This is a genomic window from Nocardia sp. BMG51109 (assembly GCF_000526215.1).
Classification (GTDB): Bacteria; Actinomycetota; Actinomycetes; order Mycobacteriales; family Mycobacteriaceae; genus Nocardia.
This window is the reverse complement of the sequence record NZ_JAFQ01000004.1, coordinates 3,156,632-3,173,665: the sequence shown is the minus strand read 5'-3', so window position 1 is coordinate 3,173,665 and position 17,034 is coordinate 3,156,632. Positions and strand designations below refer to the sequence as shown.

The 17,034-nt window shown below is 69.5% G+C and carries 15 protein-coding genes and 1 pseudogene; 10 read left to right on the top strand and 6 right to left on the bottom strand.

Features of this window, described 5'->3' with window-relative positions; genetic code table 11:
- Positions 1-844: 844 nt before the first annotated feature.
- Positions 845-1,597 carry a precorrin-6A synthase (deacetylating) gene (gene cobF, locus D892_RS0115765; protein ID WP_024802163.1) on the bottom strand — a complete coding sequence of 251 codons (753 nt, stop codon included), beginning with the start codon at positions 1,595-1,597 and terminating at the stop codon, positions 845-847.
- A gap of 68 nt (positions 1,598-1,665) precedes the next feature.
- On the opposite strand from cobF, the gene D892_RS0115760 reads away from it, so the two are divergent.
- The 7 genes from D892_RS0115760 (at position 1,666) to D892_RS0115725 (ending at position 9,053) form a co-directional block, all read left to right on the top strand.
- A complete protein-coding gene (locus D892_RS0115760; RefSeq protein ID WP_024802162.1) occupies positions 1,666-2,472 on the top strand; it encodes a thymidylate synthase in 807 nt (268 codons plus the stop codon).
- A gap of 31 nt (positions 2,473-2,503) precedes the next feature.
- Complete coding sequence (locus D892_RS0115755) at positions 2,504-2,995, top strand: dihydrofolate reductase (RefSeq protein ID WP_024802161.1); 492 nt, start codon at positions 2,504-2,506, stop codon at positions 2,993-2,995.
- A gap of 208 nt (positions 2,996-3,203) precedes the next feature.
- Complete coding sequence (locus tag D892_RS0115750) at positions 3,204-3,530, top strand: cupin domain-containing protein (protein WP_024802160.1); 327 nt, start codon at positions 3,204-3,206, stop codon at positions 3,528-3,530.
- Between the two features lie 76 nt (positions 3,531-3,606).
- Positions 3,607-4,671, top strand: a complete 1,065-nt coding sequence (locus tag D892_RS0115745) for a Dyp-type peroxidase (RefSeq protein WP_024802159.1) — start codon at positions 3,607-3,609, stop codon at positions 4,669-4,671.
- Positions 4,672-4,732: 61 nt separating this feature from the next.
- A complete protein-coding gene (locus D892_RS0115740) occupies positions 4,733-5,533 on the top strand; it encodes a family 1 encapsulin nanocompartment shell protein (protein WP_024802158.1) in 801 nt (266 codons plus the stop codon).
- 105 nt (positions 5,534-5,638) lie between these two features.
- The gene (gene eccCb / locus D892_RS0115735; protein WP_198036903.1) at positions 5,639-8,407 is read left to right on the top strand and encodes a type VII secretion protein EccCb; all 2,769 of its coding nucleotides are present in this window, start codon (positions 5,639-5,641) and stop codon (positions 8,405-8,407) included.
- 109 nt (positions 8,408-8,516) lie between these two features.
- Positions 8,517-9,053: a hypothetical protein gene (locus tag D892_RS0115725; RefSeq protein ID WP_024802156.1), complete on the top strand. Its 537-nt coding sequence runs from the start codon at positions 8,517-8,519 to the stop codon at positions 9,051-9,053.
- On the opposite strand, the gene D892_RS48545 is transcribed toward D892_RS0115725, so the two are convergent.
- From D892_RS48545 to D892_RS0115710, 3 genes and pseudogenes are all read right to left on the bottom strand, one after another.
- Entirely contained in the window at positions 9,050-9,283 is a 234-nt protein-coding gene (locus tag D892_RS48545) for a hypothetical protein (RefSeq protein WP_051499074.1), read from the bottom strand. The two genes, D892_RS0115725 and D892_RS48545, sit on opposite strands and share 4 nt — an antisense overlap.
- A 58-nt stretch (positions 9,284-9,341) precedes the next feature.
- Positions 9,342-9,521 (bottom strand): annotated as a pseudogene (locus D892_RS48540) (nitroreductase/quinone reductase family protein); the annotation flags it as partial.
- Positions 9,522-10,135: 614 nt separating this feature from the next.
- Complete coding sequence (locus tag D892_RS0115710; RefSeq protein ID WP_024802154.1) at positions 10,136-11,488, bottom strand: cation:dicarboxylate symporter family transporter; 1,353 nt, start codon at positions 11,486-11,488, stop codon at positions 10,136-10,138.
- A gap of 153 nt (positions 11,489-11,641) precedes the next feature.
- Between D892_RS0115710 and D892_RS0115705 the strand changes: the two genes are divergently transcribed.
- Positions 11,642-13,168, top strand: coding sequence for a sensor histidine kinase (locus D892_RS0115705; protein WP_024802153.1), 1,527 nt, complete (start codon positions 11,642-11,644; stop codon positions 13,166-13,168).
- Positions 13,165-13,860: a response regulator gene (locus tag D892_RS0115700; protein WP_024802152.1), complete on the top strand. Its 696-nt coding sequence runs from the start codon at positions 13,165-13,167 to the stop codon at positions 13,858-13,860. The genes D892_RS0115705 and D892_RS0115700 overlap by 4 nt, the downstream gene beginning before the upstream one ends.
- A 25-nt stretch (positions 13,861-13,885) precedes the next feature.
- On the opposite strand, the gene D892_RS0115695 is transcribed toward D892_RS0115700, so the two are convergent.
- Entirely contained in the window at positions 13,886-14,338 is a 453-nt protein-coding gene (locus D892_RS0115695) for a GNAT family N-acetyltransferase (protein WP_024802151.1), read from the bottom strand.
- A 151-nt stretch (positions 14,339-14,489) separates the two neighbouring features.
- On the opposite strand from D892_RS0115695, the gene D892_RS0115690 reads away from it, so the two are divergent.
- Positions 14,490-14,888 (top strand): NUDIX domain-containing protein, encoded by a 399-nt coding sequence (locus D892_RS0115690; protein ID WP_156959525.1) that lies wholly within the window; start codon positions 14,490-14,492, stop codon positions 14,886-14,888.
- 48 nt (positions 14,889-14,936) lie between these two features.
- Here D892_RS0115690 and D892_RS41230 read toward each other — a convergent pair whose 3' ends face one another.
- On the bottom strand, positions 14,937-16,985 hold the full coding sequence (locus D892_RS41230) for an MFS transporter (RefSeq protein ID WP_024802149.1): 2,049 nt from the start codon (positions 16,983-16,985) through the stop codon (positions 14,937-14,939).
- Positions 16,986-17,034 lie beyond the last annotated feature (49 nt).

Here is a 17,034-nt window from a genome sequence, read left to right as displayed (position 1 = left end):
GCCCTCGGGCGCCTCGATCGGCGCGACGGGCGCGGCCGAGAAATCCGGCAGATGCAGGACGCCCGGATCGACCGGCTCGAGCGCGCCGACCGGGATCGGCCGATTTCCGCCTACACCGTTGCGCTCGGCTACCGGCGCGAAGCCACTCGCCCGGCGACGGCGGGCGGTGGAGCGCCTGCCTCGGCAGGGGCGGCTTGGGCGAGCCCTACTGACAGCGGAACAACACCGATGACCAGCAATGATCCGGTATGCCCGAGTCGACGGCCGTTGAACCACCGGCCGTTGAACCACCGCATCGAGACCACGGAACGCTGCACTGCCATGAACGACCTCTCTCGCGAACCCCCGCCTTCGAGAGAGATTCGTACCGACACGCTTCCCGGATGTCCGGAATCGGAATTCATCGGCCGAATGCCGGAATTCGCCGGGTGAGGCGACCGGCCGATCCGCGCATGCCGCCACGCATCGGCTGTATGCCCAGCCGAATGCGGGTGTGCCGCCGACAACGGGCCGACGCGGGATCGGCATGGACCGCATACACCTCGCTGCGGCAGCCGACCCACACCGGGCCGAAGGCACCCACGCACGGCAGTAGGCCGGTGGACGCGCGGGAATTCCGCTGATCGATCGCGATCCGACGGGTTTCTCGACGAACGCTCGCGACGACGTGACCGGAACCGAACCGGCGGCCCAATACTGCGGCGCCACTCGTCACCGGCCTACGGCCTACGGCCTCCCGGCATGATTTCGGCCGGAATTCTTCTCCGGCACCTGTGGATTCCGTCCGAAAGCAGGCCGGAGTGACGGAGGTGACCACCGGAATGACGGGGGTAACGGTGCTGTACTAATCAACCCGGCGCAGTAGGTAGATGTCCATGATCCACCCCTTTGCGTCGCGTAATTCCTTGCGGCGGTGCGTGATTCGGTCCTCGACGGACCGCAGTGGGCCCTCGATCAAGGTCTCGTCGGGCATGCCCAGGTAGGCGCCCCACCAGATGTGCAGGTCGTCGCCGGGGACGGTGGTGAACGAGCATTCGCCGTCGAGCATCACCAGCGTGGATTCGCCTGGGGCGACGCCCTTCTCGCGCAGCCGGCGGCCGGTGGTGATGTGCACGGGCTCGCCGATGTCGTGCAGGACGATGCGGTGCCGCGCGGCCAGCGCCTGCGCACTGGTGACACCGGGAATCACCTCGAGGTCGAACCGCTGTGCGCCGCGTTCGGCGACCCGCCGGACCATGCGCAGGGTGCTGTCGTACAGCGACGGGTCGCCCCACACGAGAATGCCGCCGACGCCGTCGGTCTCGGCGAACGCCTCCTCCAGCAGCGCGGCGCGGCGCTCGTGCCAGTCCTCGACCACCCCGCGATAGTCCCCGTCCCCGACCATGCGCTCGCGGGGCGGATCGGGGATCTCCCGCATCCGGTACGGACGGTCGGTGTGCGCGGCGAGGATCGCGGTGCGCACCTCGACCAGCTCCTGTTTCGCATCGCCCTTGCCGATCACGAAGAACACGTCGACACGGCGCAGGGCCTCGATGGCCTGCACCGTCACCTGGGCCGGGTCGCCCGCTCCGATCCCGATCACGTAGAGCTGCCGCACGCCGACCAGCTTGCCAGGCGCGGCGGTGCCCGATCGCGACCGGTTGCCCGTGCGTAAGCTGGACGGCCATGGACGGCCCTCCCGACACCCAGTACGAGGACCTGCTGCGGCATGTGCTGGACACCGGAACGCCGAAGGCCGATCGCACCGGCACCGGCACCCGCAGCGTCTTCGGGCATCAGCTGCGCTACGACCTGTCGGCCGGTTTCCCGCTGATCACCACCAAGCGGGTGCACCTGAAGTCGATCGTCTACGAGCTGCTGTGGTTCCTGCGCGGCGATTCGAACGTCGGATGGCTGCGCGAGCACGGGGTCACCATCTGGGACGAATGGGCCGCGCCCGACGGCGAACTGGGTCCGGTATACGGCGTCCAGTGGCGCTCCTGGCCGACGCCCGACGGATCGCACATCGACCAGATCTCGCAGATCCTGCACACGCTGCGCACCGACCCGGACTCGCGGCGGATGATCGTCTCGGCGTGGAACGTCGCCGAGCTGGACAAGATGGCGCTGGCACCGTGCCACGCGCTGTTCCAGTTCCACGTCGCCGGCGGCAGGCTGTCGTGCCAGCTGTATCAGCGCAGCGCGGATCTGTTCCTGGGTGTGCCGTTCAATATCGCCAGCTACGCGCTGCTCACCCACATGGTGGCCCAGCAGGCCGGATTCGAACCCGGCGACTTCATCTGGACCGGCGGCGACTGCCACATCTACGACAACCACGTCGAGCAGGTGCGCGAGCAGCTCGGGCGGGAGCCCTATCCGTTCCCGCGGCTGCGGCTGCGGCGGGCGCCGTCGCTGTTCGACTACGCCTACGAGGACGTGGAAGTTCCCGGCTACCAGCATCATCCGGCCATCAAGGCGCCGGTCGCGGTATGACGCCGGACGTCGTCCGCGCGGGAGCTGCCCGATGAGTCCGCGACGGGTCGGTTTGATCTGGGCCCAGACGCCCGACGGAGTCATCGGCGCCGACAACGCCATTCCCTGGCGAGTCCCCGAGGATATGGCGCACTTCAAGAACGTCACCTCGGGGCATCCGGTGGTGATGGGGCGGCGCACCTGGGATTCGCTGCCCGCGCGGGCCCGGCCGCTGCCGAATCGGCGCAATATCGTCGTCACCCGGCAGCCGGACTGGGCGGCCGCGGGGGCCGAGCGGGCCGGATCGCCGGCGGAGGCGCTGCGCCTGGCCTGCGGCGAACTGGCCTGGGTGATGGGCGGCGGCGAAATCTACCGGGCGGCAATGGATCACGCCACCGAGCTGGTGGTCACCGAGGTGGACGCCGAGGTCGCCGGCGATGCCTACGCGCCGGCCGTGGGCCCCGAGTGGCGGATCGATTCCGACAGCGGCTGGCGCACGTCCCGCTCCGGGACGCGGTATCGCTGGTTGCGCTACGTTCGATAGAGCACGTCCGACAGTACGAGACCCGATCCACCCGCGCCCGCGGACGAGTCCCGACAGCCCGCGTGACGTACCCGACAGACCTCGTGACGTGCACCGACACGGCATCGAAACGGCGAAACACCGGAGCCCCCGGTGGGTCTCCGGCATACTCACGGATATTCGGCCCGCGACCACAGCCCGATCCCGGCTGACCCGTAAAGAGGTGTCCATGGACAAGAAATCGCTGACCGCGGTGGCTCGCCAGCAGCTGAAGCTGGCCGCGACCACGACGAGCGGGCGCAGCTCCCAGACCCTGTGCGGCGGCCACACCCACAGCCTCCGGCAGACCGTGATCGCCCTGACCGCGGGGCAGAGCCTGGCCGAGCACGAGAATCCCGGCGAGGCCACGCTGCAGGTGCTCACCGGCACGCTGACGCTGCTCAGCGGCGCGAACGAGTGGAAGGGCTCACCCGGCGACCTGCTGGTCCTCCCGGCCGCCCGGCACAGCGTCAAGGCCATCGACGATGTGGCGTTCCTGCTGACCGTCGCCAAGTAGGGGCCAGGCCCCGATCACGACGGACATCGGTCGATCATGATCCGTCCTGTCGGTGGCACCCTCTAGTCTGTTGATCATGGGTGAGCCGCAGCCGATCCTCGATCCGCTCACACGCGCCGCGATCTTCCTCGTCGCCACCATCGACGAGGGGGGCGAGCCGGCGATCCGCGATCTGCTCGCCGACCTGTCCGGCCTGCGCCGCTCGGTCGGGTTCCGGTTGTCCGGTTCCGACCTCACCTGCTGCGCCGGTATCGGCTCCGCCGCGTGGGACCGGCTGTTCGCCGGGCCGAGACCAGCTGAGCTGCACGAGTTTCCGGGCTACGACGGCGATCGGCACGAGGCCCCCGCCACGCCCGGCGATCTGCTCTTCCACATCCGCGCCGAATCCCAGGACGCCTGCTTCGAGCTGGCGATGGCCATCGGCGAGCGGCTACGCGGCGCGGCCACCATCGTCGACGAGACGATCGGCTTCCGCTATCTCGAAATGCGCGACCTGCTGGGGTTCGTCGACGGCACCGAGAATCCGGAGGGTCGGCTCGCGCAGTCGGCGGCGATCGTCGGGGCGGAGGATCCGGACTTCGCGGGCGGCAGTTACGTCGTGGTGCAGAAATACACCCACGATCTCGACACGTGGAACGCGCTGCCGGTCGATGAGCAGGAGCACGTCATCGGGCGCACCAAGCTGAGCGATTTCGAACTCTCCGACGAGGAGAAGCCGCTGAATTCGCACGTGGCGGTCAACACCCTGTACGACGCCGACGGCAACCAGTTGCAGATCGTGCGCGCCAACATGCCGTTCGGCAGCGTGCAGGCGGGCGAGTTCGGCACCTATTACATCGCCTACGCCGCCACCCCCACCGTGATCGAGCAGATGCTGGAGCGCATGTTCCTGGGCAGCGACGAGGCCGCCTACGACCGCATTCTCGACTTCTCCACCGCCGTCACCGGCACCCTGTTCTTCGCCCCGTCCACCGATTTCCTGGACGACCCGCCGGAAGCGCCGGAGTCGGAACTCTCCGGCGATATCGATCCGGGTGACAGCGATCCGGGTGACAGCGATCTGCTCGATGATCTGCCCGATGCCGCGCCAACGGGCGACGGCAGTCTCGGTATCGGCACGTTGAAAAGCACTCAGGCATGAGCGATCAGGCCCATTCGAGGCAGCCCACGAGGGGCTCTGCCCGCGCCGGAAAGGACGCAGCATGAACAACCTGCACCGCGAGCTCGCGCCGATCACCGCCGAGGCCTGGTCGGCGATCGAGGAGGAGGCGACCCGCACGTTCAAGCGGCATATCGCCGGGCGCCGCGTCGTGGATCTGTCCGGGCCGCACGGCACCGACTACTCGGCCGTCGGGCTGGGGCGCACCGCCGCCATCACGGCGCCCGATGAGGGCGTGCAGGCGCGGCAGCGGCTGGTGGCGCCGCTGGTCGAGCTGCGGGTGCCGTTCACGCTGTCGCGCGAGGAACTCGACAACGTCGAGCGCGGCGCCCAGGACACCGATCTGGACGCGGTGAAGGATGCGGCCCGCAAGATCGCCTTCGCCGAGGACCGGGCGATCTTCGAGGGCTATCCGGCGGCGAGCATCACCGGAATCCGGTCCGCCTCGTCCAACGAGCCGGTCACGCTGCCGTCCGATCCGCGGCTGGTGCCGGAGGCGCTGGCGCAGGCGCTGAGCGAGCTACGCCTGGCCGGTGTCGACGGCCCCTACTCGGTGCTGCTGAGCGCCGATCTGTACACCCAGGTCAGCGAGACCTCCGACCACGGCCACCCGATCCGCACGCATATCGAGCGGCTGATTCCCGAGGGCCAGATCATCTGGGCCCCGGCCATCGACGGCGCCTTCGTGCTGACCACCCGCGGCGGCGACTTCGATCTGCAACTGGGCCAGGATCTCTCGATCGGCTACGAGTCCCACGACCTCGACAAGGTCCGCCTGTACTTCCAGCAGAGCCTGACGTTCCTGGTGTACACGGCCGAAGCGGCGGTGGCCCTGCAATCCTGAGCGGCGGCGCTGCTCGCAAGCCCTTGGCGCACAAGGGCTTGCGGCCCCGACCGCTATGATCGCCTGGCGACCTGCCGACGGTGATCTATGTGGAGGGGGGCAGCCGTGGAATCCGAACCTGCGACGCAGCGTGGAGGGGATGGCGATGCGCGGGAAGGGCCGGACGGCGGCCTGTCCGGGCCGATGCCGCTCGGCGGCAGAACCGGACCCACGCCACTCCACAACCAACCCGGACCCACGCCCGTCGACGGCGACGTCGACTTCGCGGACCTATATGGCTTGGACGAGCCGGAGAACATCGATACGCGAGAACTGTGGAAGCCTCGGTTCGGTCGCGAGCGCCTGCGAATCCCGATAGGGATCGACGCCGCGGGACGCCCGGTCGAGTTGGATATCAAAACGGCCATGGAGCACGGGAACGGGCCGAACGGCGTCGTGGTCGGCTCGCCGGAATCGGAACGGTACGACCTGCTCAGAGCCATCGTCCTCGGGCTGGCGGTCAGGCACTCGCCCGAAGCCGTCAACTTCCTCCTGGTCGACTTCCACGGGCGCGGAACATTCGACGGGCTGACGGATCTGCCCCACGTATCGGCACATGTTTCCGGTGTCGCACAGAATCCCTTCCTGGCGAGCCGCATCATGGAGGTTGCGGTCGGTGAGTGCCATCGCCGTCTGGCCGTGTTGAAGGACAGCGGAAATTTCGGTGAGATCGCCGAGTACGAAAGGGCGCGATCCCTCGGCGCGGACCTCGATCCACTTCCCTCGCTGGTGCTGGTCATCGATGAGTTCAGCGAGTTCGTATCGGTACCGCCGGATTCCCGCGCACCGTTCGCGGCACTCGGCCGTCTCGGTGGACGACTCGGAATTCACCTGCTGGCCGGGGCGCAACGGCTCGACGAAGAAGCATTCACCGGACTCGAGGGCCACTTGGCCTACCGCATCGCTCTGGGAGACCTCTCCACCAACGAGCTACGACCATTACTTCACGCCGACGATCTCCGCATGCTGCCGAATCCCCCCGGCCACGGATATCTGTGCGTTTACCCCGAGCCGATTCGATTCAAGCCCGTGCGCGCCGCTCGCCGCGTGACGACCGGGTCCAGCGAGAAGGCCGATCGCACGCTGCTCGAGGCGCTCGTTTCGCAACTGCACTGGAACGGCATGTCGCGGCATGAGATATGGCTGCCTCCACTGGATGCGCCACCGACGCTCGACCAGCTCCTCACCCGTACTGTCGTCACCGGCGAGCATGTCCGGATCGCGACGCTGCGCACCGCGATCGGCATCATCGATCGCCCCTTCGAGCAACGCCGTGATCCGTTGACCGTCGACCTGTCCGGCCCGCAGGGCAATGCCGCCGTGGTGGGCGGGCCGGAATCCGGGAAGTCGACCGCGCTGCGCTCGCTGATCATGGCGTTGTCGCTCACCCACACCGCCGAGCAGGTGCAGTTCTACTGCCTCGACTTCGGCGGCGGCGCGCTCGCCGGAATCGAAGGGTTGCCGCACGTGGGCGCGGTAGCGTGCCCCGGGGACGGGCACCTGGTGCGGCGCATCGTCGGGGAGATGGCCGCGCTGATGAGCGGCCGGAAACAACGCTTTCGCACGGCGGGTATCGAGTCGATGGCGCAGTTCAGGAAGCTGCGTGCGGGGGATTCGAGCGACGCCCCCGGCGCGTCCGTGGCCCGGGCCGATCCGTACGGCGACGCATTCCTGGTGATCGATAACCTGCCCCTGCTGGATCGGGAGTTCGACACGCTCGGACTGCCGATCGTCGAGCTCGCGGCGGAGGGACCGTCGTACGGGGTGCACGTGGTCGTGACGGTGCGGGGATGGTTCGAAGTAGGCCATTGGCTGAAGGACCGTTTCGGCACCTGTGTCGAGCTTCGCCCGCAGGATCCGGCCCGATCCGAACTCGATCCGGCCTACGCCACACTGATCCCGCCGGGGCGACCGGGCCGCGGGATGACCGCGGACTACCAGCACCTGCTCACGGCGCTTCCGCGCCTCGACGGCAATCCCGACCCGCGGTCACTGGCCGGGGCCGAGGCCGAGGCGGTGGCAACGGTGCGGCAGTGCACGCCGGGGCAGCCGGCGCCGCGGATCCGGCCACTGCCCGAACTGGTGCGCCGCGAGGAACTGCTGTGGCCGGGCGGAGACCGGCCGGCTGATCCGGCCCGGGCCTGCCTCCGATTTCCGATCGGGATCAACGAATCGGCCTTGGCGCCGGTATGTCTCGACTTCGACGCCAACCCGCACTTCCTCGTGGTCGGCGACTCCGGGAGCGGTAAGACCACGCTGCTGCGCTCGATCATCGCGGCGATCTGCGCATCCAACACCGCGGATCGGGCACGCATCGTGACGGCGTCCTATCGCGACGGACCGACGGAATGCGTTCCGGCGGGTTTCGATTCCGGCTACGCCACGAACTGGCAGACGCTCGAACAGCTGCTCTCCGGCCTGGCGCGCTTCCTGGCGAACCGGATGTCCCGGCCGGGTGCGCCGCGGTGGTCCGGCCCGGAGATGTTCGCCGTCATCGATGACTACGACCTGATGGTCCCGCCGACCATCGGCAGGTCGGCATGGAACACCGACAGCCCGGCCTGGAAGCTGGTGGAGTTGCTGCCTTTCGCACGCGAGATCGGCTTCCACATGATCGTCGCGCGCACCGCGCACAACGCCGCCCGCAGCCTCTACGAACCGATGCTCGGCGGCCTGCGCAGGCACGGCGCCGCCGGCCTCGTCATGAGCGGCCACCCCGACGAGGGCGAACTGATCGGCGGCATCGCCCCACAACCGCTGCCACCGGGCCGCGGCATCCTCACCACCCGCGGCACCACCGAACTCATTCAAACCGGCTGGATGCCACCCCGGTGAGTTCTCCGGCCGAACCACCGGAATTTCGGCCGACCCGGACCGGCACCGAATGCACCTACCCGGAGAACCGCGCGACCGGTACGGTGGGCGCGCGGAGGTAGGAGGGTCGATGGGCGCAGTGCGTGCGGGGGTGGTGTCCGGGCGGCGGGCGCTGGTGTACAGCGTGCTCGGGGTGGCCGCCACGGTGGTGGTGTGTGCCGCTGTCGTGGGGGTGTTCGGGGTGAATCGCGTATTCACCGGGCTGTTCGCGGGAGCGGTCGTCGCGATCGCGCTGCTGGTGCGGCTGTTCGGGCGGGACGCCGTGGTGCTGACCGAGCAGGCGATCTACCTGCGCACGCCGCTGCACGAATCCAGCATCGGCTGGGAGCGGGTGGTCGCGGGCCGGTTCGCGCTGGACGAGCAGGCCCGGTGGTCGCTCGCGCTGGACCTGACCGGCGGCGACGAACCGCACAGCGAACTGGTCCTGCTGAGCATCCCGCCGGTGGTGCGCCCGGTCGCCAACGCCTACGAGCACCGCAAGTGCGAACAAGTGGGCGAGATCCGGAAGATGTTGCGCCACAAGCGAATTCCCGTAACGGTACTACCGGAGATCGGGGCGGCCCTCCACGAGCACTGGAAGCTCGCGCCCCCGGCGGCGCCCGCCTAGTCGAGACCGGCAGCGTCCGCCGGATCGAGATCGATGCGGATCGTGAGCATGTCGCCGCCGGTCGCGAGCCTGCGCAACGCCATACCATCGGCTCGGTATCCGGGGCGGCCCCGGCCGAGGAACCGGTGCCGGGCCTCGGCATCGTCCTCCGGCAGCAGATGGGCAGTGCCCGAACGCCATTCGCACCGAATCCCGTCCCGGAGCCGTGCCGGCCCGGCCTTGATGCGCACCCGGGGATCCGCGGATGTTGTGGACGTACCCGACCCGCTCACCTCGCCCGGAGATCAGCCAGAAGGTGTTGCCCTGCAAGCCGTTCGCGACCGGGACGACACGCCGCCGGCCCGTGCGGCGCCCGGTGGTCTCGAGTAATGCGAACGTCGGTGGGGCAAGTCCTCGTTCGAGGGCGCCCACCACGATCGGATGCACCACTCGCCGGTTGAATGCCAGCTCCCACGCCGTTGGCGGCATCGCCGAACCCCCTTGAACCCGAATCGCTTCCGTGATCGTACCCGGCGACCACGCGACGGTCCGGGATGTGGGTGTCGACCATCCTGGTCCCGCCGAAGGGCAACCGGCGGGGCAGCCAACGCGCGGACGTGCGCAGATCATCCAGTCCGGCGGCGAAGGTCACGCTCGGCCGATAGTCCAGGTCGGCGCGGGCATTCGTGATGTCGTAGCTGCGGTCGCGGCCCATGGTCGCGATCAGCCAGTTGTTCAACGGCGGTGCGGTAGGGCGGCGCAGCAGTCGCCATGCCCGGTCGAGGATCCCGGCGACGGGCGCGGCGACCGCGAGCGGAACACTTCGCGCGCGGCCGACATCGGCACCCGCGGTTGCCAGGACCGGAGTGAAGAAGTCCCGGAGCGGCATCGGAGCGCCATCGGTGATGTAGTAGACCCCGCGGTCCCGGCCGCGGCTCAGCGCGGCTGCCGTCGCGGCGGCGAGGTTGTCGACAGGGACGAAATCCATGACGTGACGGCCGTTGTCGATCCAGGCGAGCTGATTCGCGGCGCCGGTGCAGCGGACCGTCGAGCAGATCGGACCCGGACGAGCCCGCGTCCGGTCGGACGCGGGCTTGCGGCTCTCAGCGGGACGGGACCAGGTCGTCGCTGTCCGTGCGGTCCGGTGTGTGGCTGTCGACCATGGTGGTCTCGTCGAAAGGCAACTGACGGTCCAGCACCGAGCGCACGCGCTGGGCGTCGATGGTGCTGGTCCAGGTGCCGACCAGCACGGTGGCGACGGCGTTGCCGGCGAAGTTGGTGACGGCGCGGGCCTCCGACATGAAGCGGTCGATGCCGACGATCAGGCCGACGCCGTCGAGCAGTTCGGGGCGGTGGCTCTGCAGGCCGCCCGCCAGGGTGGCCAGGCCCGCGCCGGTGACGCCCGCCGCGCCCTTGGACGCCACGATCATGAACAGCAGCAGGCTCAGCTGTTCGGTCCACGACAGCGGGTTGCCCATGGCGTCGGCGATGAACAGCGTCGCCATCGTCAGGTAGATCGCGGTGCCGTCGAGGTTGAACGAATAGCCGGTCGGTACCACGATGCCGACGGTGCTCCGCTCCACTCCCATGTGCTCCATCTTCGCGATCAGCCGCGGCAGCGCCGACTCCGACGACGAGGTGGACACGATCAGCAGGAACTCCCGCGCCAGGTAGCGGACCAGCTTGAAGATCGACACGCCGGCCGTGGCCCTCATCAACACGCCCAGCACGCCGAAGACGAACACCGCACAGGTCAGGTAGAACGCGACCATCAGCAGCGCCAGCTGCTCGACGGCCTCCAGCCCCGTCGACGCCACCACGTTGGCGATCGCGCCGAACGCGCCGATCGGCGCCAGCCACAGAATCATCGTCAGAATCCGGAACACCAGCTTCTGAATCAGCCCCACCGCGTTCAGGATCGGCTCCCCCGTGCTGCCCATGGCCTGGATCGCGAATCCGACCAGCAGCGCCACGAACAGCGTCTGCAGCACGCTGCCTTCCGTCAGCGAGGACAGCAGCGACGTCGGGATGATGCTCTCCAGGAAGTCCCAGGTGCCGCCGGCGCCCTCGGCCTGTTCGGCGTACTTGGTGGCGTCCTTCGCGTGCTCGGCGATGTTCAGGCCGCTGCCCGGCTCCAGCAGGTTGCCGACCACCAGGCCGATCGCCAGCGCGACGGTCGACATCACCAGGAAGTACCCGAGCGCCAGGCCGCCGACCTTCCCCACCCGCGAGGCCGCGCGCACCGAGCCGATGCCCAGCACGATGGTGCAGAAGATGACCGGTGAGATCATCATCTTGATCAGGTTCACGAACATGGTGCCCAGCTCGCCCACCGACTTCCCGAAGCCGGGTGCCAGCCAGCCGACGAAGATGCCGGCCACCACCGCCACGATGACGGCGAGGTAGAGCCAATGGGTTCGGTCGCGGCGCTGCGGCCGGGTCGTCTGTTCCGACATAAGAGTGTGGTTCCTCCGGTACTGCTGGTGTGAGCCGGGCTACGGCCCCGGACATTATGGTGACGGCTACCGTGACCGGGGTCACTGTTTCGTACATTTCGTTCACCGGGAGGACATGTGCCGGCGCAACGCCGTACCGGTCGCGACCGCGGGATGACGCTGGCCGGGCAGGTATTCGCCGTGCAGCTGGTGGTCCTGGTGACCGTCGTCGCGGTCGGGGTGGCGCTGACGGTCTGGGAGCTGCGGCGCGATCAGGACCGGGCGACGGCGCGGCGGGTCACCGATATCGCGGTATCCGTCGCGCAGGCGCCCTCGACCGCGGCCGCGGTGCGCGGGCCGGATCCGACGGCACTGTTGCAGCCGGTGACCGAGCGGATCCGGCGGCAGGCCACCGTCGACTTCATCGTCGTGATGGCCCCCGATCGCACCCGCTACACCCACACCGAAGTGGACCGGATCGGAAAGCCGTTCAGCGGCACCATCGATCGCGCGCTGGCCGGCGAGACGTTCACCGAGATCTATCCGGGCAGCCTCGGGCCGTCCATCCGCGCGGTCACGCCGGTCTACGACGACGGCCGGATCGTCGCGCTGGTCTCGGCGGGGGTGACCCGGGACCGCATCGCCGATCAGGTGCGGCGGCAGCTGCCGCTGATTCTCGGTTCCGCCGGCGCCGGGCTGCTGCTCGCGGTGCTGGGGTCGGCGCTGTTGCGGCGGCGGCTGCTGCGCCAGACCCACGGCCTCGCGCCCGCCGAGCTGCGCACCCTCTACGAACATCACGACGCCGTGCTGCACTCGATCCACGAGGGCCTGGTGGTGTTCGACCGCGATGCCGACACGGCCGCGGTGGTCAACGACCAGGCCCGGCTCCTGCTGGAGCTGCCCGACGGCCCGATCCGGCGCACCGATCTGCCGATCTCGCTGCGCCGCTTGGATATGCGGGTGGTGCGCGACGAGATGCACGTGACCGCGGAGCGGGTGCTGGTGGTGAACCAGGACGTCGTGCGGTGGTCGGGCCGGCCGCTGGGCACGGTGCTGACCGTGCGCGATCACACCGAGCTGCGCGACATGATGGGCGAGCTGGATTCGGTACGCGGACTTGCCGATTCGCTGCGCGCCCAGGCGCACGAGTCGGCGAACCGGCTGCATACCGTCGTCACCATGGTCGAGCTGGGCCTCTACCGGGAGGCGGTGGAATTCGCGACGGCCGAACTGCGTTTGTCGCAGGCGCTGATCGACCGGCTGACCGGTGCGGTGCGGGAGCCGGCGCTGGTGGCGCTGCTCCTGGGCAAGGTCGACCAGGCGATCGAGCGCGGCGTCGAGCTCACCGTGGCGGAGGATACCGAGCTCGACACCGCGGCACCGCTGAGCGCGCACGAAATGGTCACCCTGGTGGGCAATCTGGTCGACAACGCGCTCGATGCGGTCGCGCAGACCCCGGACGCCTGGGTGGAAGTGACCGTCCGGCAAGAGGATTCGGGGCTCTACCTCCGGATCGCGGACAGCGGGCCGGGCATGTCGGAGGAGGTGTTCGCCCGTGCCATGGAACGCGGCTATTCGACCAAGACCGACCACCAGGGACTGGGCCTGGCCCTGGTGCGGCGTCTGGTGGCGCGGTACGGCGGCACGCTGCGCGCCGAACGATCGCCGGAATCGGCTGTGCTGGTAAGGATTCCGCTATGACCGTGCGGGTGCTGATCGTCGAGGACGAGGCGCAGATCGCCGACGCGCACCGGGCCTACCTGGAGCGGATGTCGGGGTTCACGATCGTCGCGGTCGCCCGCACCGGGCAGGACGCGCTGCGCGAGGCGACCCGGGCAGCCGAGGGGGACGAACCCGTCGAGCTGGTGCTGCTGGATATCGGACTACCCGACATCGGCGGGCTGGAGGTGGCCGCGGCGCTGGCCCGGCTGCGGCCCCGGCCCGATGTCATCGCGATCACCTCGGCCCGTGACCTGGAGATGGTGCGGTCCGCCGTGGCGCACGGTGTCGCGCTGTATCTGTTGAAGCCGTTCACCTTTGCCGCGTTCCGGGAGAAGCTGGACCGCTATCTGGAGTTCCGCGCGGCGTTACCGTCCGGCGCGGACACCCTCACCCAGCACGACATCGACCGGGCGTTCAGCGCACTGCGCACCGCCGACCCGAAGACCACCGCACCGAAAGGCATTGCGCCACAAACCCTGGAGGAGATCTCCCGAGCGGTCCGCACGGCCGACGAGGGCCTGTCGGCCACCGAAACCGGCCGGGCGGTGGGGGTCTCGCGCGTAACCGCCTGGCGCTATCTCGAGCGACTGGCCGACGACGGGGTGGTGGACCGGCGCGCCGACTACGGCCGGGCGGGCCGGCCGCAGGTGCGGTATGTGTGGCGGCGGTGAGTTTCGCACGCCGGGCTCGCCGGTTTCACAGTCGTTTGACGAAAAATACTCTGCGGTAACCGTTCTCGGTCGCTCGGTGTGTCTCCACGTATCCGTTGCGGGGGTAATAGTCGAGGTTCTCGGTCATGGCCTCGTTGGTGTAGAGCCTGATCTCGGGCAGGCCGCGCTGCCGCGCGTGGTCGTCGGCGAACGCGAGCAGGCTCCTGCCGATGCCTGTGGCCTGCGCGGCGCGGTCGACCGCGATGTTGTCGAGCAGCAGATGGTCCGGCCGCGCCTCGAGCACCACCAGCCCCACGACGACGCCCGCACGTTCGGCCACCCAGACGCTGCCGGCCGCCACCAACGCGGAGTAGTCCGCCCGCATGGGCGCGGGCTCGCCGCCGATGCGGTCGACGTAGCCCGCATAGGCGGCACGGACCAGTTCGGAGAGCGCACCCACGTCGCTCGGCCCTGCTCGGCGGATAGCCGTCGTCTCCATCGTGTTACCGTTCAGCCGTTCTCGTGTTCGAGTCGCCGCCGCGACCCTCGCGATCATGCTCCGGGGGCATGTTCCTCGCATCGTGCCATCCTGGTGGGCCCGTATTCCGGGTGTGTTCGGCATGGCGGTGACGGGTGGTGAAAGGCGGGTCATGATTCGGACGGCGGCGATTGCGCATGTTCGCGGTCGGCGGCTGCTGCAGGCGCGGTCGGCCGGGAAGGACGTCTTCTACATGGCGGGCGGGAAGATCGATCCCGGGGAGACGGCGGTGCAGGCGCTGCGCCGGGAGACGCGGGAGGAGCTCGGGGTGGACGTCGCCGGCTATCGCGAGCTGGGGGTGTTCGAATGCGAGGCGTACGGCCACGCTCCCGGAACCGCGCTGCACATGACGTGTTTCACCGCCGATCTGACCGGTGATCCGCGGCCCACCAGCGAGATCGCCGAGCTGCGCTACTTCACCGTCGGCGAGTACGCCGCCATGCCGCATGTCGCGCCCGGCTCGATGCTGGTCTTCCGCCGCCTGCACGAACTGGGGCTCATCGACTGGTAGGGCGGGTTGCCCGGCTTCCGTGAGCCGCCCGGCACGCACGGCCGTCGATCAGCGGCCGCCACGAGGTCTGCGGAGCACCCTGTTCAGGAATCGTCGGCCGGGCACCCGGCCCGAACCGCTCCCCGGTGCGGCCGGGCCACCGCTCGGTGGTCGCGGGACGACGCCGGGTACTTCTGCGCCGCCCCCGCCCGAGCCACCGTCCGATGGCCCCGACTCGTCCCCCGGAGAATCCGGCGCACCGCCTGCCGAATCCGGCTGAGCGCCCGGCAGCCCAGACGTACCGCCCGCCGACTCCGGGGCGCCACTCGACGACTCCGGCCCAGCGCCCGGCAAGCCGACCGCGCTGCCCGTCCGTTCCGAGCTATCGCTCGGCGATTCCGTGTCGCCGAGTGCCGAATCCGAGTCGGTGCCCGTGGAGTCCGATGCGCTGATCTGGGATTTCGTATCGTCGGGTGTTGTCGAGTCGGTGCGCGAGGGTTCGGCGTTGCCGGCGGGTGAGGCGGAGGGGCGCAACGGGATTCGGGTGGCGGAGAGGAAGCCGAGGAGCAGGATTATCGCGGCGCCGAACAGGGCGATGCGAGTGGCGTCGGCGAAACCGCTGGTCAAGGCGTCGACCACCGGCTGCGGGGCGTTGTTGTCGCGGAGCACCGTGATCGCGTCGCCGGCGGATTCGCGGGTGGCGACGGCGACCTCGTCGGCGGCGGGGCGCGGCAGACCGGGCACCTCCGCCAGCCGGTCCGGCAGCATGCGGCCCAGGGATATCGACAGCACGCCGCCGACCACCGCGGCACCGAGCGCCGAACCGACCTGCCGCGCCGTGAACCGGGTGTCCGGGCCCTGCCCCGACAGCTCCGGCGGGGCGCCCACGTTCCCGGTGAGCAGCGCGGATGTGAGGCCGAGTCCGACGCCGTAGCAGGCCGACAACACCGCCAGCAGCCAGGGCGAGACATCCGGAGTCACGAACAGTGCCGTCACCGCCACGGCCACGGTCTCGATGGCGAGACCGAGCCGCGCCGCCCACACCGGCTCCAGCGGCAGGCCCGGACGCACGAGAACGACGCCGGCGGCGAAGGCCGCGAGCGCCAGTACGGCGAGTACGAAACCGGCTCCGAGCGTGGACATTCCGAGCCCGTTCACCAGGAACAGCGGCAGCGTGAACAGCAGGCCGAACTGAGCGAGCGCCACCGCGAGGGCCGTCAGGTTCTCCCACCGGAAGGTCCGGTCCGCGAACAACGAGAGGTCCACCAGCACAGGGCGGTTCACCTGCGCACGGTGCCGCTCCCAGAGCACGAACAAGCCCAGCAGCACCGCACCGGCCAGCAGCAACAGCGGAACCGGCGAGCTGGCCGCCCGGGTCGACCAGTGCAGCCCGAGGAAGTCGAACTCCCGCAACGGCTTCCACCAGCCATAGGTCTGCCCCTCGATCACCGCGAACACCACGAGCGCGAAACCCGCGGCGCTGAGCAGGAATCCGTCGACATCCCACCCGCGCGCGGGCGCGCGCACCGGAGTCTCGGGGACGAACGCCGCGATCCCGGCGAGAACCACCAGCCCGAGGGGCAGATTGATCAGGAAGATCCACGGCCAGGTGAAGCTGGTCGTCAGCCAGCCGCCGAGCAGCGGGCCGACCACGGCCGTCCCGGACAGCACCGAACCCCAGGCCGCGAGGACGATCGCCCGGTCGCGTCCGCGAAAGGCCGCGTCGATCGTGGACAGCGTGCCCGCCAGGACCCCCGCGGCACCGATGCCCTGCACGATCCGGCCCCAGATCAGCGTGGCCGGATCGGTCGCCGCGGCCGCCAGCAGGCTGCCGGCCACGAACAGCACCACCCCGGCGGCGAAGACGATGCGGCCGCCGTACCGATCGCCGAGCCGCCCGGCGGTGATCAGCAGGACGGCGAAGACCAGCGCGTAGACGCTGGTCACCCACTGCGCCTGGGTGAAGCTCAGGCCCAGGTCGTGGATGATCGCCGGGAGCGAGACGCCGACGACGGTGCCGTCCAGCACCACCATGAACAGGCCGAGCAGCATCACGGCCAGCGCGAACCTCCGGCCGCTGCCCCGCCGGAGGGATGAATCGAGCTCCACGTCCGTCATGCGCAACTCCCGCCGTCGAGTGGGAACGCCGTCGAAGAACCTCGTCCGC